The sequence below is a fragment of the Sphingobacterium multivorum genome, from assembly GCF_900457465.1.
Classification (GTDB): Bacteria; Bacteroidota; Bacteroidia; order Sphingobacteriales; family Sphingobacteriaceae; genus Sphingobacterium; species Sphingobacterium multivorum.
Genome location: NZ_UAUU01000009.1, coordinates 365,218 through 386,560 on the forward strand (window position 1 = coordinate 365,218; position 21,343 = coordinate 386,560).

13 protein-coding genes and 5 pseudogenes are annotated in these 21,343 nt (G+C 40.3%); 9 read left to right on the top strand and 9 right to left on the bottom strand.

From position 1 onward, the window contains the following. Positions 1–35 precede the first annotated feature (35 nt). A complete protein-coding gene (locus DTA23_RS13170; protein WP_046673745.1) occupies positions 36–476 on the bottom strand; it encodes a MarR family winged helix-turn-helix transcriptional regulator in 441 nt (146 codons plus the stop codon). Between the two features lie 275 nt (positions 477–751). Here DTA23_RS13170 and DTA23_RS13175 point away from each other — a divergent pair. Further along, a pseudogene (locus DTA23_RS13175) lies at positions 752–1,711 on the top strand (isopenicillin N synthase family dioxygenase). Between the two features lie 198 nt (positions 1,712–1,909). After that, positions 1,910–3,401: pseudogene (locus tag DTA23_RS13180) on the top strand (IS1182 family transposase). Positions 3,402–3,551: 150 nt separating this feature from the next. On the opposite strand, the pseudogene DTA23_RS30415 reads toward DTA23_RS13180, so the two are convergent. From DTA23_RS30415 to DTA23_RS13210, 5 genes and pseudogenes are all read right to left on the bottom strand, one after another. Then, a pseudogene (locus tag DTA23_RS30415) lies at positions 3,552–4,313 on the bottom strand (porin family protein). Continuing rightward, positions 4,313–5,122: pseudogene (locus DTA23_RS13195) on the bottom strand (PCMD domain-containing protein). The pseudogenes DTA23_RS30415 and DTA23_RS13195 overlap by 1 nt, the downstream one beginning before the upstream one ends. Before the next feature lie 8 nt (positions 5,123–5,130). Beyond that, the gene (locus DTA23_RS13200; protein WP_146753073.1) at positions 5,131–5,508 is read right to left on the bottom strand and encodes a hypothetical protein; all 378 of its coding nucleotides are present in this window, start codon (positions 5,506–5,508) and stop codon (positions 5,131–5,133) included. A gap of 145 nt (positions 5,509–5,653) precedes the next feature. After that, positions 5,654–6,016: an MmcQ/YjbR family DNA-binding protein gene (locus tag DTA23_RS13205; protein ID WP_046673659.1), complete on the bottom strand. Its 363-nt coding sequence runs from the start codon at positions 6,014–6,016 to the stop codon at positions 5,654–5,656. Positions 6,017–6,516: 500 nt separating this feature from the next. Further along, positions 6,517–7,071, bottom strand: a complete 555-nt coding sequence (locus DTA23_RS13210) for a thioredoxin family protein (protein ID WP_070570305.1) — start codon at positions 7,069–7,071, stop codon at positions 6,517–6,519. A 227-nt stretch (positions 7,072–7,298) separates the two neighbouring features. Here DTA23_RS13210 and DTA23_RS13220 point away from each other — a divergent pair, with 227 nt between their 5' ends. From DTA23_RS13220 to dnaK, 3 genes and pseudogenes are all read left to right on the top strand, one after another. Further along, positions 7,299–9,986 (top strand): TonB-dependent receptor, encoded by a 2,688-nt coding sequence (locus tag DTA23_RS13220; protein ID WP_112375024.1) that lies wholly within the window; start codon positions 7,299–7,301, stop codon positions 9,984–9,986. After that, the gene (locus DTA23_RS13225) at positions 9,979–10,863 is read left to right on the top strand and encodes a GLPGLI family protein (protein ID WP_112375025.1); all 885 of its coding nucleotides are present in this window, start codon (positions 9,979–9,981) and stop codon (positions 10,861–10,863) included. Before DTA23_RS13220 ends, DTA23_RS13225 begins: the two co-directional genes overlap by 8 nt. Positions 10,864–10,995: 132 nt before the next feature. Then, a pseudogene (dnaK, locus tag DTA23_RS13230) lies at positions 10,996–12,898 on the top strand (molecular chaperone DnaK). A gap of 109 nt (positions 12,899–13,007) precedes the next feature. Here dnaK and DTA23_RS13235 read toward each other — a convergent pair. The 3 genes from DTA23_RS13235 to DTA23_RS13245 form a co-directional block, all read right to left on the bottom strand. After that, complete coding sequence (locus DTA23_RS13235; RefSeq protein WP_112375439.1) at positions 13,008–13,691, bottom strand: TIGR02117 family protein; 684 nt, start codon at positions 13,689–13,691, stop codon at positions 13,008–13,010. A gap of 99 nt (positions 13,692–13,790) precedes the next feature. Next, positions 13,791–14,702 (bottom strand): sugar phosphate nucleotidyltransferase, encoded by a 912-nt coding sequence (locus tag DTA23_RS13240; RefSeq protein WP_046673742.1) that lies wholly within the window; start codon positions 14,700–14,702, stop codon positions 13,791–13,793. 133 nt (positions 14,703–14,835) lie between these two features. Further along, a complete protein-coding gene (locus tag DTA23_RS13245; RefSeq protein WP_046673654.1) occupies positions 14,836–16,377 on the bottom strand; it encodes a helicase HerA-like domain-containing protein in 1,542 nt (513 codons plus the stop codon). 167 nt (positions 16,378–16,544) lie between these two features. On the opposite strand from DTA23_RS13245, the gene DTA23_RS13250 reads away from it, so the two are divergent. The 4 genes from DTA23_RS13250 to DTA23_RS13265 all read left to right on the top strand — a co-directional run bounded on the left by DTA23_RS13250 (position 16,545) and on the right by DTA23_RS13265 (position 21,171). Beyond that, positions 16,545–16,883 carry a hypothetical protein gene (locus DTA23_RS13250; protein ID WP_239468770.1) on the top strand — a complete coding sequence of 113 codons (339 nt, stop codon included), beginning with the start codon at positions 16,545–16,547 and terminating at the stop codon, positions 16,881–16,883. Positions 16,884–17,107: 224 nt separating this feature from the next. Continuing rightward, entirely contained in the window at positions 17,108–18,649 is a 1,542-nt protein-coding gene (locus DTA23_RS13255) for a SulP family inorganic anion transporter (protein WP_046673653.1), read from the top strand. A 209-nt stretch (positions 18,650–18,858) separates the two neighbouring features. Continuing rightward, positions 18,859–19,506, top strand: a complete 648-nt coding sequence (locus DTA23_RS13260) for a carbonic anhydrase (protein WP_046673652.1) — start codon at positions 18,859–18,861, stop codon at positions 19,504–19,506. A 129-nt stretch (positions 19,507–19,635) separates the two neighbouring features. After that, positions 19,636–21,171: an IS1182 family transposase gene (locus tag DTA23_RS13265; protein WP_112375026.1), complete on the top strand. Its 1,536-nt coding sequence runs from the start codon at positions 19,636–19,638 to the stop codon at positions 21,169–21,171. Positions 21,172–21,343: the final 172 nt, after the last annotated feature.

Sequence of the window (21,343 nt, forward strand, 5' to 3'; positions counted from 1 at the left end):
ATTTATCATGCACTTCTGTACATTTGGTTTAATTCCTAGATGATTACTTCTTCTTTGTAACTTGTTGCGAGCTCATTGAGTTTCGCTAAAGAAGCAATCAATTGATCCCGTTCATTTTCTGAAAAATTGTCCGCTAAATATTGATTGAAATTACGAACAACATCTTTAGCAATCCGTCTTTTCTCTCGCCCCAATTCGGTTAAATACACTTTTACGGACCTCTTGTCGGTCTCACTCGTTTCGCGGTATATAAATCCCAATGACTCCAAATTATTCAACACCCGAGACAAACTAGTTGTTTTAACTCCTGTCAAATTTGCAATCTGAGAAACAGGTGTACCCTCTTTATGGATGTTAATCAAAATATATCCCGCAGCCTGGGTAAAACCGTACTGCGAAGCAATTTGATTATATTTATTGGCTATTGTCTGCCAGCCTGTTTTTAAAAAATAATCGATTGTCTGATTTTGGTTCATAAGCGTACCCACAAGCTATTTATTATGCTTGCATAACAAATATACCAGTTAGCAATTAGAATAACAAGCTCGAAATTATAAATTTTGTCATATGTTCGTCAGCATAATTCGGCACACATACCTAACGATACTTGTCGTCAATTGTGAAATGTGGAAAACTTTTAAACACTGACATACAGCAAAATAAACAGAAACACAAAACTTTTATTAACAGTCCCTGTTTAATAATCAAAATTAATTCCGTTAACTTTGTCCTGAACAAACATCAACACTGTATGGCTTTAGTAAACATACCTCGCTTGGACTTGCTACATTATACACAAGGAACCCAAGAACAACGAAATCAATTTATCCAAGATATTGGCAAAGCTTTCAATGAAACAGGCTTTGTAACGATTGCAAATCATGGCTTATCAAAAGAGCTGATTGAGGAATTATATCAGGTGGTTCCTGAATTTTTTGCTTTGCCTACTGAGATCAAGGAAAAATATGAATTTCCAGAACTTGCAGGTCAACGTGGCTATACCGCAAAAGGAAGAGAAAAAGCCAAAGACGCGAAAACACCTGACTTAAAAGAATTCTGGCAACGCGGTCAAACGATTGTTGGTGAAGAATATTCCAAAGCTGATTTTCCGGACAATCCTGAAGTGGCTGAAATTCCTCGCTTTAATGGCGTAACCGCTGAGGTTTATAAAAAACTAGAAGATACAGGCCGCGACTTATTGAAAGCGATCGCGACCTACCTCGATCTGGAAGAAAATTACTTTGAACAATATGTCATCAACGGTAATTCTATTCTACGTGCTATCCATTACTTCCCAATAAACGATCCTGACGCCTTAGCCCCTGACGCAGTACGCGCAGGCGCCACGAAGATATTAACCTCATCACCTTATTGATTGGAGCTAGTGCGGATGGTCTTGAAGTGATGACAAAAGACGGGGAATGGTTTCCTATCAAAGCCAAGGGTGAAGATATCGTCATCAATGTAGGTGATATGTTGCAACGGTTAACAAACAATAAGTTGAAATCTACTACGCATCGCGTAGTAAACCCACCACGTGAGAAGATGGGTACTTCCGTTTTTCTATTCCTTTCTTTTTACATCCAAAATCCGCCATGAGTTTGGCTTCATTGGATTCCTGCATCGATGCGGAACACCCGAAGGCCTACGAAGATTATACCGCTGGTCAGTACCTGGATGAACGCTTAAGAGAATCGGATTAAAAATGTAAACTCCGCATCATTTAAATGAGCATAACAGTATAAAAACAGAAAGAGGCTGGTCTCAAAAAGGCAGTCTCTTTTTTTGCATTATCTAAGGTTTATTATTTGTTTTAACTGTTTGATTTTCATATATTTATAGTGTAAACAAAAAGGATATATGCCATCTCAAAGAGCTACTTTTAAGCCCTTACTATCAGGACCAGATCATGGCCATTCCTCCAACTTTGGACGAACTGGTGTCCAAAGGTCATCCGGTACATATCGTTAACGATGTAATCAACCGGATCAACATCCAGTCCCTATTGGACGCTTATAAGATAAAAGGCTGCTCCAGTTATCATCCGCAGATGTTGTTGAAAGTTTTGGTGTTTGGCTACGTAAGCAATGTCTACAGCAGTCGCAAATTGGGAAACGGCGTGCCGGGGAGAACATCAATTTCATGTGGCTGAGCGGCATGAGCTATCCCGACCACAATACCATCAACAGATTTCGAGGCGTTCGTTTGAAAGAAGCACTTCGTAGTGTATTTGAAGAAGTTGTCAAACTCCTATCCGAAGAAGGGTCTGCTGAGTATAGAAGATGTTTACACCGATGGCACCAAGATTGAAGCCAATGCTAACAAATACACCTTTGTCTGGAAAAAAGCTATCCAGACCAATAAGGAGAAGATGAAAGCTGCCTTAAAAGATATTTGGGAATACGCCCAAAGTATCGCCAAAGCAGAGGACAACCTTCCGGAACCTCCCGATCTGACAACAATTGACCGCGAAAAAGTTCAGGCTACGGTCGATAACCTGAACCGGGTCTTGTCCGATAAACCTTCGGTAAGCAAGAAGATGAGGGCAAAGTTGCGCTATGCGACTAAAAACTACCCGGCCAAGATTGTTCAATATGAAGAGCAGGAAGTAACGCTTGGAGATAGAAATAGTTATAGCAAGACAGATCCCGATGCTACTTTTATGCGCATGAAAGAGGATCATATGAAAAATGGCCAGCTCAAACCAGGTTATAACATTCAGATATCTACTTCCAATCAATACATCGTCAATTACACCATACATCCCACCCCCACAGATACCACAACGCTACCCGGTCATCTGGCACAACATGAGGCGAGCTTTGGGGAAATACTGAAAACCATTACCGCAGATGCTGGCTATGGCAGCCAGGAGAACTATGCGTTACTAGAAGGGAAAAACATTGGGGGCCTATGTGAAATATGGTATGTTTGACAAGGAGCAGAAAAAGAGTTATTCGGGCAAGAAGCCATTCTCCGTTGATAAACTACATTATAACCCTGCAAAAGATTGCTATATCTGTCCAATGGGACAGGAAATGAACTGCATAGGTCTATTTACACAAAAGACCTCCACAGGTTTCGAGCAAAAAATAAAAAGATATCAGGCAAAAAACTGCACAAACTGCCCATTGAACGGTGCTTGCCACAAATCACAGGGCAATAGAATCATCCAGATAAATGAACAGCTTGAGGCTTATAAAGATAGAGCATACGGATTGCTTAACAGCGATGTCGGTATAGCCAAAAGAAAACAGCGATGTCACGATGTCGAACCAGTCTTTGGAAACATAAAACAGAACCACGGGTTCCGAAGATTTATGCTCCGCGGTAAGGAAAAAGTGTCCATAGAATGGGGTTTATTGGCTATAGCGCAAAATCTAAGGAAAAAAGCAGCTTAAAAAGCTACTTTTTGTTCTTTTTCTTCCCAAATGAACAGTTCTGTGAAATAATCAACAAACAACTCACAAATCTATCGCATAGCCATATTTAATAAAAAAGCTGCCTCAATAAATTTGAGACAGCTTCTTTCTTTTTTATGGATATTAAAGCTATTTCAATTTATAACCTATACCAACATTCATAAAGATATTATGTAACCCGAAGCTAATACTTTCAAATCCGGTTTTCATAATATTATTGAAGCCATAATCCAACTGTGCCAACGCAAAGAATCTTCTGTCGATAGCATAATGTGCGCCCAAACTCATACCAACATCAATACTTCTAACACTCTCCGAGAAATCATAATCAGCATTATCCACAACAATCTTATTTCCGGTAGGCTCCTCATGCCTAAGATAGCCGTTGTAGGCCTCGCCATAGAATTCCTTTTTTACCGCAAAAGAAATGTAAGGACCTGCCTGTACATTCCAACGATTTGAAAGCTGATAGGTAGCTTGGATCGGAACAGTCAGATACAGGTTATGTACTTTTGTTGTGATATCACCCGTATAATAACCTCTCAGCTCCTCTTTTGCATCATTCACCGCATTGAATGTCGTCTTGTATCCTTTAACACTCGCCTATGTATCCATTCCCTTTCCTTCGAAGACGATTCCCAAAGATACTCCCCATTGGGAATCAATATGATAGTTTGCCCTTGCTCCGACAAAAAAGGGAACATTCGGATTATAGCTTTTAATCTTTCGAATTTCACGTGGCAATGATAGGGGGGCTGCGCCGCCGATCTTACCGCCTACCGTCACATCAAAACCCAATTTACCCTCATCCGCTGTGTTTTCCTGCGCATTGGCAATAGATCCTATCAAAACCATCGCAGCCAGTGCGATTGTATATTTTATCATTTTCATTACTTCTTCGTTACAATTTTGAGATCATCCACCGTCAACTTACTACCGACAGCACCTATAAAATTATCACCATATTTACTCGAAGACATTACAATCGCAATGCTATAATCCAAATTGGCAACATCAGCTTCGTTTACTTTCGCCGTGTACTTAAATGGCAATGTAAACTTGACAAAATCACCAGCCTTGGTTGCGCCCCCATTTTCCAACCTGGCAATAGCCACAATACTTGGATCTTTTAAAATATTATGTCCCGTCAATTAGGAAACTTTCTTGTTGGGATCAGATTGCGAGTCCATAAGCTGCTTGCGATTATAGAAAACAGCATAGATATCACAGGAATCCTTGGTATTAACAGGTTTCATGTTTTCATCCGTCACCGTTGCGCCAGGACTATACTTATAGTAACCTTCCAAGGCCAGCGGTATCTGATTGAAAGGAAGGCCAAACTGCGTTGCCGATAACGAGTCTGTCAATACAGGTCCTGTATCAAACGCTCCTATAAAAAGATTTCCGGCAGCAATAGGTTTCTTGAACATCGCCCCAAAAGCACCGGTCAACTTCGTTTCCAATAAAGCCGCTTTCGATCCTGAATGTGCATCCGAACTCGTTTTAGTGGGGTATGATTCGGGATCCTTGGTACCTCCTCCTAAGCTCAATGTCAAGGAGAAACTTGGATTTCCGGAAGCCCAATTATAGAAATCCTGGCCATCAATTTTATTATAAAATATGGTGTATTTATCATCCTTATCAATCGCCGTATCTTCAAAACCATATGCTGTTGGAACAAATCCACCATCTGTTTTCACAATTTTAATCAGGTAGTTTTTGTAAACTGATGATCTTCGGACGTAACTTTATAATATACGCCGTTTTTTAGGAATTCATCAATAATTACTTTATTCATATCCTGAGTTCCGGCAGGCATTTTCAAAGAATCCTTCAAAAGCTCAATGGAGGCACCAGGAGTCAGGTCAAAAGTCATATTCAATTTGGTAAGATCATGAATATTGGGCTGAAGGTAAAGTGTAACTTGCGTATTTGAGATGACCGGGTTCAGCAAAAAGATATCTTCATCGGCATGAAGAGCGATAATATCCGCTTCCATATTGAGCGCTTCTTCCTTTATACAACTTCCCAAACTGAAAAGAAGCATAAAACAGATTATCCACGAGTAACTTCGTGTTCGTTTCATAAAAATAATATTTAGTGTAAATTTATCGACCAATGCTTTGAGCAATGCACTGATTTTAGCAAAGCTACCAATCCTAGCCTCAAAAAAAAGTCATTTAAACGACTTTTTCTGAATAGACAACTAATTCTTTACACGCAAAGTCCGGTTATAGCCCTTTGACTTCCGATCTGATTTTACTGGGCAGACTTTCAACAATAAGCTGATAGCTGTGTAAAATCAATTCCTCCAGCTTTCTATCATCAATCTCTTGATTGGCAACCACGGTATTCCAGTGCTTTTTATTCATGTGATAGCCCGGTAGTACGGTATGCTCATAACGTTCCCGCAATTCAATGGCCCTTTCGGGGTTACACTTAACATTAAATCGTAATCCATCAACCTGATCCAGGCCTACCAACAAAAAAATCTTACCGCCTACCTTAAATACCAATGTATCTGGCCCAAAGGGAGTCTCCTCCATCACCGGCCCAATCGATAAACAATAATCTCTTAGATCCTCAATATTCATATTTTTTTAGTTTTAGTTGTCGCTCAAGCAAACTGAAAAAGCCACCATAAAAATGGTCCATAATTCATATAAAGCTAACAAAAACACTGGATCGTTTTACTTAAAATCTTTTGATCTTTCGCAAAGGCGACATTAGGTCTATTTGCCCTAAAGAAATTACGTTACGCCGAAAATAGGTCCAAAATAAGCTGGAACTAGACAATAGCAAGAGTCAGATAACTTCAGCCTTTACAGGGATTAGCTACGGACATGAAACGTAGCTTCAGCGTTACTTCTTCGCTTGCAACCGAAGAAGTAACGAACAAGTACCGAGGAAGCACCGAACAAGCTCCGACTAATCTCCGAATATCGTATACTTGTCTTATATTGAGATAGGTTTACATAGCTCCGGGTTTAACAGCAGTTTTTCAAACCATGCTCAGGAAAGACCAGGTCTATTCCTGAGATGATGATCCGGTTAAACTTAAAAATTGCCAGTTTATTATAAGGATGGAATTTTCTTATTTTTCGAACAGTGCCTGGATTTCCTTTTGGATTTCGGTTCCTTTATCGGCATTGTACCACTTTTGAATCTCCTCTTTGATTTCGGAGAAATCTGCCCCTTGCGCTTTCATATGCAAAAACAGCTCCTGGCAGGCTTGAGGTCTTGGGCCCCAGACAGCCAAATCTTGCCCCTGTTCGTTGCGTATCACCAGAATTGGAATAGATTTGCCTCCGTTTGTTAGATAAGAATCGATCAGAAACGGAGCACTATCACGCAGTTGGATATCCACCGTGATATTGGGATTTTTTGAGGCCATCTTCGCCAACATAGGTACCGAATGCGCCGCATCCCCGCACCAAGGTTCAGTAATAATGATCCATTGTTGCTTTTCAGTAATTGACTCAACAAATTGTTCAAAAGTCGACGTTGGTTCGAAGCGTTTTAACCAACGGCCCATTCTTGTCCAGTTCATTTTTGTGTACTGATAATATTCATCATCTTGATAGGTAGGGTGATTCTCAGGATGATTTAAGATATCTTCGAATTGTTGTAAGTAATTTTCAAACGTCATAATACCAATTTTGTGCAAAGGTAAATTTTACTTCCAACTTTCTCAAACAACCTTCCGCCAACAATCTGTATTGAATGCAATAAAAAAAATGATGCTCAAAAAGCACATGTAGAGCAAGAAAAAATGTGATTTCCTCTGCCTTATATACCAAAGATTTTACATTCAGAAGAGATGTTTTACATTTATTAACGATTAAGTAAATTATCTTTGAAAGATACAACCCGTACATGAAAAGATTAGTTCAATTAATACTTTTACTATTTATCGTCGTCAACAGTGCTTACTCCCAAATAAACATCAAGGGGAGGATTCTAGATAAGGCGGATGACAAGCCCCTGACCAATGCTTCCATTATTTTACTGAACCGCGATTCAGTCCTCCGTTATTTTAACAGAGCCAATGAAGAGGGAAAATTTCAGGTAAAAAATATCAAGCCCGGAAGCTACATTATTTTAGCCACATACCCCAAGTTTGAACTCTACAGTGATACGATCCAAATTGCAGATAAAGATCTCGATTTGCATGATATCAAAATAAATTCCCAAAGAAATGTTTTGCAGGAGGTGATTGTCACCCGACGTCTTCCAATTACACTGAAAGGCGACACCATCGAATATGATGCGGCGAGTTTTGCAACAGAAAAAAATGCGAAGCTAGAGGATTTACTACGTCGTCTACCCGGTTTTACGGTTACCGGAGATGGAAGTATCACGGCTCAAGGAAAATCTGTACAGAAAGTGTTTATCGATGGGGAAGAATTTTTTGGTTATGATCCTAAAATAGCCATTCGCAATGTACGGGCAGATGCCGTTGACAAGGTGCAGCTCTATGAGAAAAAATCGGAGGAGGCGGAGCTGTCGGGCATCGATGACGGAGTAAGGATCCAAACTGTTAACGTTGTACTCAAAGAGAAAGCAAGAAAGGGTGTCTTTGGAAACATGGAAGCATTGGCTGGATCAAAAGAATTGTATGCGGGAAATCTCTTTGCGGCGAAATTTAATAAGACTGAGCGGATTGGCATCACCGCGAGTCACAACAACATGGGCAGTTCAAGTGGTCGTGAAGGTTCTTTACGGATGAACAACCAGATTACGGGCGAACCACTGAATACAAATCTTGGAGCAAACTATGAAAATCAGTTCTTCAAAAAGGCCTTAAAAGTAAACGCCAACTATGGTTACGACAACAACAGCAACAAGAACCACTCGGAGACTTACAATAAAAATGTGCTGCCTGATCAATCCATTCAGGAAAAAAACAGTAAAAACGATAGCGAGAGACATAGCCGAAGTAATGGTTTCAGGTCAAACCTTAACATGCGACTGGATTCCACGCAAAATATGGAACTCCAATCCAATGCCAATTGGGCTACCAACGCTAATCTAACTTACACAGACAGCAAAACGGGCGATGGATCGGGCAACCCAATCAGTGACTTTAGGGAGAACAATCAATCGAACTCCTCAAGTTCCAACAATAATTTTCGCCTAAATTATAGAAAACGATTAAAAGCGGGGCGTTCTTTAAATGTGATGGTCGGCAATAATCACAAAGAGTCAGATTCAGAGAGTAAAGTCAATTCACGGACTTATTTTTACAAAACCGGGGATAGTACAATTATCAACCAAACGCGACATGGCCGGAATAAAGGCAATGACTTCAACTCTTCGATCAATTTCAACAACCGTATCAGTGACTATATCAATCTGGCTTTAGGCTACAGCTTCAATCATTCGAAGAGTACAAATACCCAAAATTCAATAAACAATATTACCCAAAAGTTTGATTCACTATATTCTCAAAACCAGATCGACAATAATACCAATCAAGGTGTGAACGTGCACTTTTCCTATCGCAAAGAAAAGTTGGAGATCAATTTTTCCAACCGTACGTTCTACAAGAATCAACAGTTAAATGATAGTTATAGATCAATTGATCTTGCCCGGAATTTCTGGGATAACAATTTAAATGTTGATGCCAATTATCGCCTTTCAAATAGCAAAAATATACGTTTAGCTTATCAAAGTTCCAATATCATCCCATCGTTTGATCAGTTACAACCACTGCAACCTCAGACCAATCCGTTGTTTCAACAAGTCGGTAATCCCGACCTAAAACGCGCGGTGAACAATAACATTTCGGCCAATTATAACGCGTTCAGTTTATTGAAAGGAACGAATATCAATATCAACGGGAACTTGTCATTTGTTAATAATCCTATTGTCAACAAAACAACCATACTAGACAACTCGGCTCAAATCAGTTCTTATGAAAACCTATCGGGTAAATCCAACTGGAATGGCGGCTTGAACATCAATCATATGCAGCCATTGGCCAATCGTCGCATCAATTTTAACAAGAGTGCAAACGTCAGGTTTAACAACAGCTACAGCTATACCAAATTTGAAGGCGGACAGTCCGGCGGCGAGTTTCTACTGAATAATGCAAAGAATACCAACTTTAGTTTAGGTTCTAGCTTAAATGAGCAGGACTCAGAAGGATTCGACTTTGATCTTTCGGCGAATGCTGGTTTTAATGTACAGCAAAACTCGATCAACACCCAATACAACGCAACAAGTTTTCAAGGTGGGACTTCGGCGTACATCAAATACTTTCTACCGAAGAAGTTTAATGTCATGGCAAACATTTACTATAGCTATACAGGACCTACGAAACTTTATAAAAAATCAATCAATCAATTTTATACCAATATTGAATTAGAGAAAAAAGTACTGAAAGATGAAAGTATGACACTCAGCTTAAAGGCCTTTGACCTGTTCAATACATTTAACAACACACGTCGTAACGCGAGTGACACCAACTATTCAGAGTCCGTTCAACAGGTATTGACACAATATTTTTTGGTCGGTGTAAAATGGGATTTCAACAAATATCTAGGGAAAGGAAATGATTAAAAAAATATATTTGACCGTTATCATCTGCTGCCTGTGTGGTTTATCGCTTCAGGCACAATATGCCTATTTTGGAAGTAGGGGTACGATCAGTTTTGACAAAGTCACGTACACAAAAGCACGCATGCGGCAGCTATCCAACGACATGAGCTCGAAAGGAATGGACAGAGGGATGGGCATGATGGAATATCTCGACAAGATGCCGGATTCACATACGGAAAAATTAAACTTCTACTTTGATGAGAATTCTACCGTGTTGATGCCTGAGGAAAGCGTAGCTAACGAAAAACAACGTGGTGAAGTCAAAATGGCCGCACCTACGATAACTTCGGGCACAGGCAGAGGGGGCAGATCTCAGGGTGCGGTCCGAATCGGAGGAAACCAAAGAGGGCAATTTAGGGGTGGCGCCAACAAGAACGGCAAAGTCCTCTACCAGGATCTGAAAACCGGCACAGCAGACATTCAGCTTGACATCGACGAAAAATACATTCTTTCGGAAACTTTGGACAGCATTACTTGGCGTTTCACGGAGGAATTCCGAAATATCGCCGGAGTAAACTGCCGCAGAGTCAATGGTGCTACCAAAGACTCACTCTATCTGATCGCTTACTATTCGGAAGAGATTCCAATATCGGCAGGACCAGCATTAAGCCATGGTCTCCCGGGCATGATATTGGGTCTTGTCATCCCTGAAATGCATATTCAATATTGGGCTACAAATATCGCCTATACCAATAAACTTGTTCCTTCTGATTGGCGGGATAAAAAATCAAAAAAAATGAAACTTGCTGAATTTTCGGAAATCTTTGGCAGATATATGCCACGCAATCGCCAAAACGAGTCAGCTAAAAAAAGGATATTAGAGCAACTGGTGTATTGAAAATGTCAGTTTGGCAGTACCTAAAGACAAATTGATGACAAATAGTGTTTTTTTCACAAAACTTTTGGATTGGCATAAGGGTTGATAATAGACTGATAGAATTTATTTAAGTAAAAAATTAAAACACAAGATATGTCTAAAATTATAGGAATTGACTTAGGTACTACAAACTCATGTGTTGCCGTAATGGAAGGTAACGAGCCTGTAGTAATTACGAACAACGAAGGTAAACGTACAACTCCTTCGATCGTAGCTTTCGTAGAAGGTGGCGAGCGCAAAGTTGGGGACCCAGCAAAGCGTCAAGCAATTACTAACCCACATAAAACTATTTATTCCATCAAACGTTTTATGGGACTTTCATACGATGAAGCTGTAAAAGAAGCTGAACACGTACCTTATAAAATCGTTAAAGGTGACAACAATACACCGCGTGTAGAAATTGACGACCGCAAATATACACCACAAGAGATCTCTGCTATGATTCTTCAAAAAATGAAGAAAACCGCTGAGGATTTCTTAGGTCAAGAAGTAACTGAAGCTGTCATTACAGTTCCTGCATATTTCAACGACGCACAACGTCAAGCAACAAAAGAAGCTGGTGAAATCGCTGGTTTATCTGTAAAACGTATCATTAACGAACCTACAGCAGCAGCTTTAGCTTACGGTTTGGACAAGCACACAAAGACATGAAAATTGTTGTGTTTGACTGTGGTGGTGGTACACATGACGTTTCGGTATTGGAATTAGGTGACGGTGTATTTGAAGTTAAATCTACTGACGGTGACACACACTTAGGTGGTGATGACTTTGATAACGTAATCATCAACTGGTTAAATGAAGAATTCAAAAGTGAAAACAATGGCTTTGACTTGAAAAAAGATCCAATGGCATTGCAACGTCTGAAAGAAGCTGCTGAGAAAGCGAAAATCGAATTATCAAGCGCAACTTCTACAGAAATCAACTTGCCGTATATCACTGCAGATGCAACTGGTCCAAAACACTTAGTTCGTTCATTATCACGTGCTAAATTTGAGGCTTTGGCAGCTGACTTGATCAAGAGAACAATTGCTCCTTGTGAGTCTGCATTGAAAAATGCTGGTTTTAGCAAATCTGATATTGACGAAATTATCTTAGTAGGTGGTTCTACGCGTATCCCTGCAATCGTTGATGCTGTAAAAGCATTCTTCGGAAAAGAGCCTTCTAAAGGTGTAAACCCGGATGAAGTTGTCGCTTTAGGTGCTGCTATCCAAGGTGGTGTATTGACAGGTGAAGTAAAAGACGTTTATTATTGGATGTTACTCCACTTTCATTGGGTATTGAAACAATGGGTGGTGTGATGACTAAATTGATCGAAGCAAATACAACAATTCCAACTAAAAAATCGGAAACGTTCTCTACAGCTTCAGACAATCAGCCATCTGTAGAAATTCACATCTTACAAGGTGAACGTCCTATGGCAAACCAAAACCGTACAATCGGCCGTTTCCATTTGAACGATATTCCACCAGCACCTCGTGGCGTTCCTCAAATCGAAGTTACCTTTGATATTGATGCCAATGGTATCATCAAAGTATCTGCGAAAGATAAAGCGACTGGAAAAGAACAAAACATCCGTATCGAAGCATCTTCAGGTTTGTCTGACGACGAAATCAAACGCATGAAAGAAGAAGCTGAAGCAAATGCTGATGCTGACAAAAAAATAAAAGAAGAAGCTGACAAAGTAAATGCAGCTGACGCTTTAATCTTCTCAACTGAAAAACAATTGAAAGAATATGGCGATAAAATTTCAGCAGATAAAAAAGCGCCAATTGAAGCTGGCTTAACAAAATTAAAAGCTGCTTACGAAGCGAAAAACTTTGCTGATATCGATGCTGCTTCTGAAGAATTGCAAAATGCTTGGAATGCTGCTTCTGAAGAAATGTACGCTGCTTCTCAAGGTGGTGCACAACAACCTCAAGGTGATGCAGGTCAAGCTCAAGGTGGAAACCAAGGTGGTGATGATGTAACTGACGTAGATTACGAAGAAGTGAAATAATCACTCCTCCTCATAAAAAAAGCTCCAGGATTATTCCCGGAGCTTTTTTATGTCTATTACTTTCACTATCTCGTTTAACCTTCACCGCAATACACTTATGCATTTCCAGCTACTTCTTATCCTTATAGTGACTTAAGATTCCTTTGTCCAAAGTAGCCCAAATACCTGCTGGCATCGCCGCTCTCTTTAAGGCATTATTGGTCCAGGTATTGCACGAATAAAACATGCTATAGGCTCCTTTTGCTTCGTAAAAGGCGTCTGAGTCGCCATACTGCGCATCTGTTTTCACCAAAATAGCTTCCGCTTGATTTCGATCCAACGAATCTTCTATATATTTTATCAGATCACGGTATTGGGATTTACTGATCTGATAAGCAAAACAGAATTCATCTTGCTGAACCGAATTGTAGTAGGTCACATGAATGGCAGACTCCCCTAATCCAAAGGCAGCCACAAAGGCTGTCGATGCTTTAAGATCCTTCCATTCTGGTGTATCCAAATAGAATCCTTTATCCCCCCAACCGATACCGACATACCGATATCCGCTATGTTTCCCCACCGTATTCCCATAAGGAAATAGTTGCGACCAATCCATCTCTTCGTTAACGACAGGCAATACGATATCGGTATGAACACCATTGGACTGAACAAAAACCTGAATCGTCTTCTCTTCGTCTATATTTTTCCTTGGAGCCGAAATTCTTGACAAACTGTATTCAGCAACAATATAGAGCACACAAAAAGACAACAATCCTAAAATAAGATAACCAAACACTTTAAGAATTTTTTTCATCAAAGATTTATTTCCGCTCAAGTAATCTAGCGCACAGGTCAAAAAAAAACCTGTATTGCTTGACAATACAGGTGAAAGATAAGCTATTTCTTTTAGCTCTTAAAATAACTTTTCTGGATATACTCCATCAGCCACCAATTTTGAAATTGATTCTTGTACGATAGGTTTATCTTCCTTATAAGTTACGCCAAACCATTTCGAAGAAGTTGGGATTACCTTAAAATCAGCCAATTTATGCTTCACCATATAATCTGGTACAGAAGGAATGAAAAATTCTGCTTTTAAATTTTCCTTATTTTCCTCAACAAATGCAGGAAACATCGCCTGGGCTACTTCGAAAATCTTTGGTGTAAAACCCCAGAAGTTCATCGAAACACGGGTTTTAGGATCTAGATCTGTCTCCACCCCATTTTCCTCATAAACGATTTTGCGATCGTCGCCTTCGCCTTTGTAGTATATATTTGTACGTTCAGTTACACTTTCCATATGTCCAGAAGGGGTAACCTCACATACTCCGCGTGAAACGTAGCCATAATCGGACATGGTATTTCCAACCTGGAAGCCCATCAACGACATTTGTTGATCAGAAACCTCGGTTGTTAAGAACTCGGCCATTTTCTGAAAAGAATCCGATCCGTAGAAATCGTCTGCATTGATTACACAAAATGGTTCATGCACTTTATCTTTAGCACTCATCACCGCATGGGCAGTACCCCAAGGTTTTGTTCTTTCGATAACGTGATTAACACCGAATTTTGTTAAGTCAAAATCTTGAAAAGCGTAATCTACTTCTATTTTACCTTTCAATTTTTCATCAAATACTGTTTTCATCTTTTCCAGAAATTCTTCCCGGATAATGAATACAACTTTTCCAAATCCTGCGCGAATAGCATCGTAAATTGAATAGTCAATAATTGTCTCGCCGTGTGGGCCAAAACCATCTACTTGTTTTAAAGAACCATACCGGCTAGCCATTCCTGCTGCCAAAATCAAAAGGGTTGGTTTACTCATATTTAATTGCGTTAATAGAATTTTCTTTTCGTCCGCAAACTTAGCTAAAATTGCCCTCAAAAGCAAATTTAGCTAAGTTCGGCTCCGCCTTCAAAAGTATAGTATTGAAACGAAAAGAATCCAAAAATTAGTATTATTTCTTTTTTAAGAATGCGTTTAATAAACCCGTCGCTAGTTTGCCCAAAAACTTAACTCCCTCTCTTGCTAAGGTCGTTGTTGCCGTTCGTTGGGCAGCTTCTAGAGGTGTCTGTCTTCTGGAGCTTGGCCGACTTGCTTTTTCCGCTTCTTTTTCCTGGGCCGCGCGTTGTTCTTCCTGTGCTGCAGCCTGCATTCTTTCGTCTATGATTTCAGCCGCAGAGCGATTTTCTTGTCGCTCCTGATATTTTGCCCGCAAATCAGACTGATTGATAATTTGGCTAACCGTTGCATCATCTGCAGGTCCCATAACTGCACGCGCCGGCACCAAATGTGTAGCGACAACCTCTGTAGGAATACCTTTATCATTCAATACTGTGATTAATGCCTGTCCAGTACCCAAAGAAGTCAGGACCTGATCAATTTCATAAAAATCGGATTTTGGATAGGTTTTTACAGTCTTCTTTAAATTTTCAGCATCGTTGGGCGTAAAGGCACGCAATGCATGTTGCACACGGTTACCCAGCTGGGCCAATACAGATTCAGGTACATCGGTTGGAGACTGTGTACAAAAGAAAACGCCGATCCCCTTCGAACGGATAAGGCGAATGATTTGATCCACTTGAGTCAAAAAGGCTTTAGGAGCCCCATTGAACAGCAGGTGGGCTTCATCAAAGAAGAAGACCAACTTGGGTTTGTCCAAGTCACCCACCTCAGGCATATTTTTAAATAGCTGTGCCAATAAGCTCAATAAGAATGTAGAATAAAGAACCGGCTGATCTTGCACGTCAGAAATATTCAATAGGCTAATCACACCCCTACCATCTACCTTCTGAAATAGATCGTTAATATCAAATTCTTTCTCACCAAAGATATGCGCTAGCCCCTGCTGTTCCAATGCGACGATCTTACGCAGGATGGTTCCCGAGCTTGCCGAACTAATCTTACCATAATCACCTTTGATTTCTTCGCTGCCGGGTCCTTCAGAAAGGTAAGTAAGCAGTTTCTTCGTATCTGAGAAATCAATCAACGGCATTTGGTGATCCTGTGCATATTTGAACATCGCAGCCAATACGCCGGTCTGTGTTTCATTAAGTTCGAGTATCCGGCCCAACAAGACGGGCCCAAAATCTTCTACAGTAATCCGCATCGGAATCCCCTTATTGCCGGACAGTGAATACAGTTCTACCGGAAACGACGATGGCTCAAACGGCACCCCCACGGCATTTCCCCGATCAATAAGGGCTTGGTTGGTCACCCCTGGCACTGCTAGGCCCGATAGGTCACCTTTAACATCCAGCATAAATACTGGTACAGAGGCATCCGACAATTGTTCAGCGATCAATTGTAGCGTACGTGTTTTACCGGTTCCGGTAGCCCCTGCAATAAGTCCGTGACGGTTCATCATTTTCAAGGCTAAATTCACTTTTGCCTCAGCCAAAATTTCGCCATTAAGCATTCCCGCTCCCAGATAGATAAACGCTCCTTTGGGATTATAGGAAGCTTGAACCTTCTCTATAAATTGTTCTTTATTTGCCATACAAAAGGCTTAATATTTATAAATCAATAAAAATTGAAAACTTTTCAAAAAATAATCTCTTCGTCACAATTTCGTGCCAAATTTTATTTTTAGTGCACTATTAATTTGAATTTAACATAGAATTACTATTTTTACGATGTAAACAGTAAGATTAAAGGTAATAAAAAATGTTAAATAAGCAGTTTAGATTTGTGGCAGCATTCCTTTGTGCTATCATCTTTTTCACAAAGATGGCCATCTCTATTTCGCCTATTTTTTCAAACAGCTTAGATCAAAGTACCATCTTACAGGTCGTTTTACAACTGGAAATCGAAAACAATAACGGCGCAAGTAATGATACACTTGAAACTGCCTCAAAATTTTTCAATACAAAAACAGAAGAACCTATTGTATTTGAAACCATTCTCGTTGAGAACCAAGGAAAACAGAAGAATTATCTTAAAAATGAGAAAAGCATTTTACCTTTCCATCCTACGGTTCCAACACCGCCTCCTAACTATTCATAAAGGCATCCCTAGGGATGTATCCCGTCAACCCGCATGCTAAAGGTAAAGTATGTGCGGTAATCTTTGATTTTTCTGAAGTAATCGGCTTTGGCTCTGTTGATGTTATCGTTGATTTGGCTCGGCACTAACGCTTTGTTATGCTGTTGAACGCCAAACGGTATACATGATACAACGCCAGTTAAAGGTCGCCTGATGAAAATTTTTTACAGATAAACACAAATTTTATGTTTGGAACTCGTACGTCGGCTTTTCTGAAACTATCGAAAAGAGACTTAAAATATGACTTCCCTGCTAGTGTTGTGGTGTTTTTGGTGGCACTTCCATTATGTTTGGGAATTGCAATGGCCTCTGGTGCGCCATTGTTTGCAGGATTATTGACTGGTGTAATTGGTGGAATCGTTGTCGCTTCAATCAGTAAATCACCACTCAGTGTAAGTGGGCCAGCTGCTGGTCTTACAGTTATTGTCTTAGGTGCTATTCAGAGCCTAGGGGCATATGAAACCTTTCTACTTGCCGTCGTGATTGCCGGTGTAGTACAAGTTATTCTCGGTATATTAAAAGCAGGGATGATCGGAAACTATTTCCCTTCAGCAGTCATTGTCGGTATGCTTGCTGCGATCGGTATCACAATTATCATGAAGCAGATTCCTTTGGCATTGGGCTTAGTGGAAACACATGCCTTCGAAATGGACAATGGTCATGGTATCGGTGCCTATTTTGACACGATAGCCTCTGCGATCAACTTTGGTGCATTGATCATTTGCGCCTTGTCATTGGCGATCCTAATCTTTTGGCCATCTATTCCAAAGCTCAACAAGGTGCCAGCCCCATTGGTTGTCGTGATGCTAGGCGTAAGTTTAGCTTATCTTTTCAACGGCTCAGCATTCCAGTTGCATGACAAGCAATTTGTACTAGTCCCTATTGTCGGTTCTTTTGCTGAATTCACAGGATTATTTACCCTCCCGGACTTTACACAGATTGTCAACAAAGATGTGTGGATAGCTGCATTTACGATTGCAATTATTGCAAGTTTAGAGACTTTATTGAGCATCGAGGCCGTTGATAAAATAGACCCCTACAAAAGAAATACGCCAACCAACCGCGAACTTGTTGCACAAGGCATCGGAAATATGACCAGTGGACTTCTGGGCGGTCTGCCGTTGACCTCCGTCATTGTACGCTCATCAGCAAACGTCAATGCAGGCGGAAAAACAAGGCAATCTGCCATCATGCATGGTATATGGCTATTGGTCGCTATGCTCGCTATCCCAACAATGCTGAACATGATTCCTTTGGCCTGTCTGGCGGCCATCCTTCTCCATACAGGATATAAATTGGCTAAACCAAGTCTATTCACCTCAATGTACAAAAAAGGCTTAGATCAATTTATCCCATTTTTTGTCACCATTGTAGCGATTGTGTTTACCGATCTCCTTATGGGGGTAGGGATAGGTATTGTCGTGGCGACATTCTATATCTTAAGAGCCAATATGAAAAATGCTTTTAAATATAATATTGAAAAAGACAATGAAGAAGATAAGGCTGTCATTACATTAGCGGAGGAAGTATCATTTTTGAACAAGGTTCCTATCCAACAAAAATTGTACAGCTTACCAAAATCGATCAGTAAGATCCGAATCGATGGGACATTCAGTAAATTTATAGACAAGGATGTCATCGAAGTCATCAAAGATTTTGAACAGAATGCCAGAAGTAAAGGCAAAGACATCGAACTTTTGCAGGTGGTCTATAAGAAACCTTCATAGGATACGGACCTTTGACGTATCTCGTAGGCCATTCCCTTCCATTGGTCGGCTAGCAAGCTGGATTGAAATGGGGGGGAGACGGTTATTGAATAGCAAGAACAGCTATTCAATAAAAATAAGTTGTTTGAAGTAAACAATGAATTTAGACATTTGTATTATTATAATAAAATTGAAACGATGCCTTCGGGCAAGAGTGAAATAAGAAGAATATGGAAAATAAAGATTTAAAAATAGGATTTGACAATATCATTAAGGGAAATAAAGAGTGGATGGAGTTTGTAAAGAATGATGCTACAGGGCGGTTCCAACAGCTTTCTAAAGGTCAAAATCCAGAAATTCTTTGGATCGGTTGTGCCGATAGCCGAGTACCTGCAAATGAATTGACAGGTACAAAGCCTGGAGAGGTATTCGTTCATCGTAATATTGCCAACATGGTCATTCACTCCGATATGAGTATGCTTTCCGTCTTAGACTATGCGGTCAATGTTTTGAAAGTAAAACATGTCATTATCGCAGGTCACTATGGCTGTGGTGGTGTAGCAGCCTCTTTAAGCCGCAAGCAGTACGGTATTATTGACAACTGGTTGGGTCATATCAAAGATGTATATCGCTTACACAGTGCAGAGATTGATGCGATCCAAGAGCATGATAAAAAAGTAGATCGTTTAATCGAGCTCAATGTACAAGAGCAAGTTTTCAATCTGTGCGCGACGTCAATCATTCAAAATGCATGGAAAGAGCGTGATGATCTTGCCGTGCATGGCATGATTATCAATATCGGCACTGGAGAATTGATCGATCAACACTGTACGTTTACCAATAATGACGAGCTAGGTGAAGTCTTCGCTTATAAATAGCGTAGTAATAAAAATCGGTAAAAAGAGGCTGTCTCAAAAAGGCAGTCTCTTTTTTTGCATTATCTAAGGTTTATTATTTGTTTTAACGGTTTGATTTTCATATATTTATAGTGTAAACAAAAAGGATATATGCCATCTCAAAGAGCTACTTTTAAGCCTTACTATCAGGACCAGATCATGGCCATTCCTCCAACTTTGGACGAACTGGTGTCCAAAGGTCATCCGGTACGTATCGTTAACGATGTAATCAACCGGATCAACATCCAGTCCCTATTGGACGCTTATAAGATAAAAGGCTGCTCCAGTTATCATCCGCAGATGTTGTTGAAAGTTTTGGTGTTTGGCTACGTAAGCAATGTCTACAGCAGTCGCAAATTGGAAACGGCGTGCCGGGAGAACATCAATTTCATGTGGCTGAGCGGCATGAGCTATCCCGATCACAATACCATCAACAGATTTCGAGGCGTTCGTTTGAAAGAAGCACTTCGTAGTGTATTTGAAGAAGTTGTCAAACTCCTATCCGAAGAAGGTCTGCTGAGTATAGAAGATGTTTACACCGATGGCACCAAGATTGAAGCCAATGCTAACAAATACACCTTTGTCTGGAAAAAAGCTATCCAGACCAATAAGGAGAAGATGAAAGCTGCCTTAAAAGATATTTGGGAATACGCCCAAAGTATCGCCAAAGCAGAGGACAACCTTCCGGAACCTCCCGATCTGACAACAATTGACCGCGAAAAAGTTCAGGCTACGGTCGATAACCTGAACCGGGTCTTGTCCGATAAACCTTCGGTAAGCAAGAAGATGAGGGCAAAGTTGCGCTATGCGACTAAAAACTACCCGGCCAAGATTGTTCAATATGAAGAGCAGGAAGTAACGCTTGGAGATAGAAATAGTTATAGCAAGACAGATCCCGATGCTACTTTTATGCGCATGAAAGAGGATCATATGAAAAATGGCCAGCTCAAACCAGGTTATAACATTCAGATATCTACTTCCAATCAATACATCGTCAATTACACCATACATCCCACCCCCACAGATACCACAACGCTACCCGGTCATCTGGCACAACATGAGGCGAGCTTTGGGGAAATACTGAAAACCATTACCGCAGATGCTGGCTATGGCAGCCAGGAGAACTATGCGTTACTAGAAGGGAAAAACATTGGGGCCTATGTGAAATATGGTATGTTTGACAAGGAGCAGAAAAAGAGTTATTCGGGCAAGAAGCCATTCTCCGTTGATAAACTACATTATAACCCTGCAAAAGATTGCTATATCTGTCCAATGGGACAGGAAATGAACTGCATAGGTCTATTTACACAAAAGACCTCCACAGGTTTCGAGCAAAAAATAAAAAGATATCAGGCAAAAAACTGCACAAACTGCCCATTGAACGGTACTTGCCACAAATCACAGGGCAATAGAATCATCCAGATAAATGAACAGCTTGAGGCTTATAAAGATAGAGCATACGGATTGCTTAACAGCGATGTCGGTATAGCCAAAAGAAAACAGCGATGTCACGATGTCGAACCAGTCTTTGGAAACATAAAACAGAACCACGGGTTCCGAAGATTTATGCTCCGCGGTAAGGAAAAAGTGTCCATAGAATGGGGTTTATTGGCTATAGCGCAAAATCTAAGGAAAAAAGCAGCTTAAAAAGCTACTTTTTGTTCTTTTTTCTTCCCAAATGAACAGTTCTGTGAAATAATCAACAAACAACTCACAAATCTATCGCATAGCCATATTTAATAAAAAAAGCTGCCTCAATAAATTTGAGACAGCTTCTTTTTTATTGTGGGTCCAAACCTTATTACGTCTTCCCATTCTT

Excerpts from the sequence above, each read along its gene's own strand:
- DTA23_RS13250 (WP_239468770.1), top strand. The coding sequence starts at position 16,545 with ATGTTAAATAAGCAGTTTAGATTTGTGGCAGCATTCCTTTGTGCTATC.
- DTA23_RS13245 (WP_046673654.1), bottom strand. The coding sequence starts at position 16,377 with ATGGCAAATAAAGAACAATTTATAGAGAAGGTTCAAGCTTCCTATAAT.
- DTA23_RS13260 (WP_046673652.1), top strand. The coding sequence starts at position 18,859 with ATGGAAAATAAAGATTTAAAAATAGGATTTGACAATATCATTAAGGGA.
- DTA23_RS13240 (WP_046673742.1), bottom strand. The coding sequence starts at position 14,702 with ATGAGTAAACCAACCCTTTTGATTTTGGCAGCAGGAATGGCTAGCCGG.
- DTA23_RS13220 (WP_112375024.1), top strand. The coding sequence starts at position 7,299 with ATGAAAAGATTAGTTCAATTAATACTTTTACTATTTATCGTCGTCAAC.
- DTA23_RS13205 (WP_046673659.1), bottom strand. The coding sequence starts at position 6,016 with ATGAATATTGAGGATCTAAGAGATTATTGTTTATCGATTGGGCCGGTG.
- DTA23_RS13170 (WP_046673745.1), bottom strand. The coding sequence starts at position 476 with ATGAACCAAAATCAGACAATCGATTATTTTTTAAAAACAGGCTGGCAG.
- DTA23_RS13225 (WP_112375025.1), top strand. The coding sequence starts at position 9,979 with ATGATTAAAAAAATATATTTGACCGTTATCATCTGCTGCCTGTGTGGT.
- DTA23_RS13235 (WP_112375439.1), bottom strand. The coding sequence starts at position 13,691 with ATGAAAAAAATTCTTAAAGTGTTTGGTTATCTTATTTTAGGATTGTTG.
- DTA23_RS13210 (WP_070570305.1), bottom strand. The coding sequence starts at position 7,071 with ATGACGTTTGAAAATTACTTACAACAATTCGAAGATATCTTAAATCAT.
- DTA23_RS13255 (WP_046673653.1), top strand. The coding sequence starts at position 17,108 with ATGTTTGGAACTCGTACGTCGGCTTTTCTGAAACTATCGAAAAGAGAC.
- DTA23_RS13200 (WP_146753073.1), bottom strand. The coding sequence starts at position 5,508 with ATGAAACGAACACGAAGTTACTCGTGGATAATCTGTTTTATGCTTCTT.
- DTA23_RS13265 (WP_112375026.1), top strand. The coding sequence starts at position 19,636 with ATGCCATCTCAAAGAGCTACTTTTAAGCCTTACTATCAGGACCAGATC.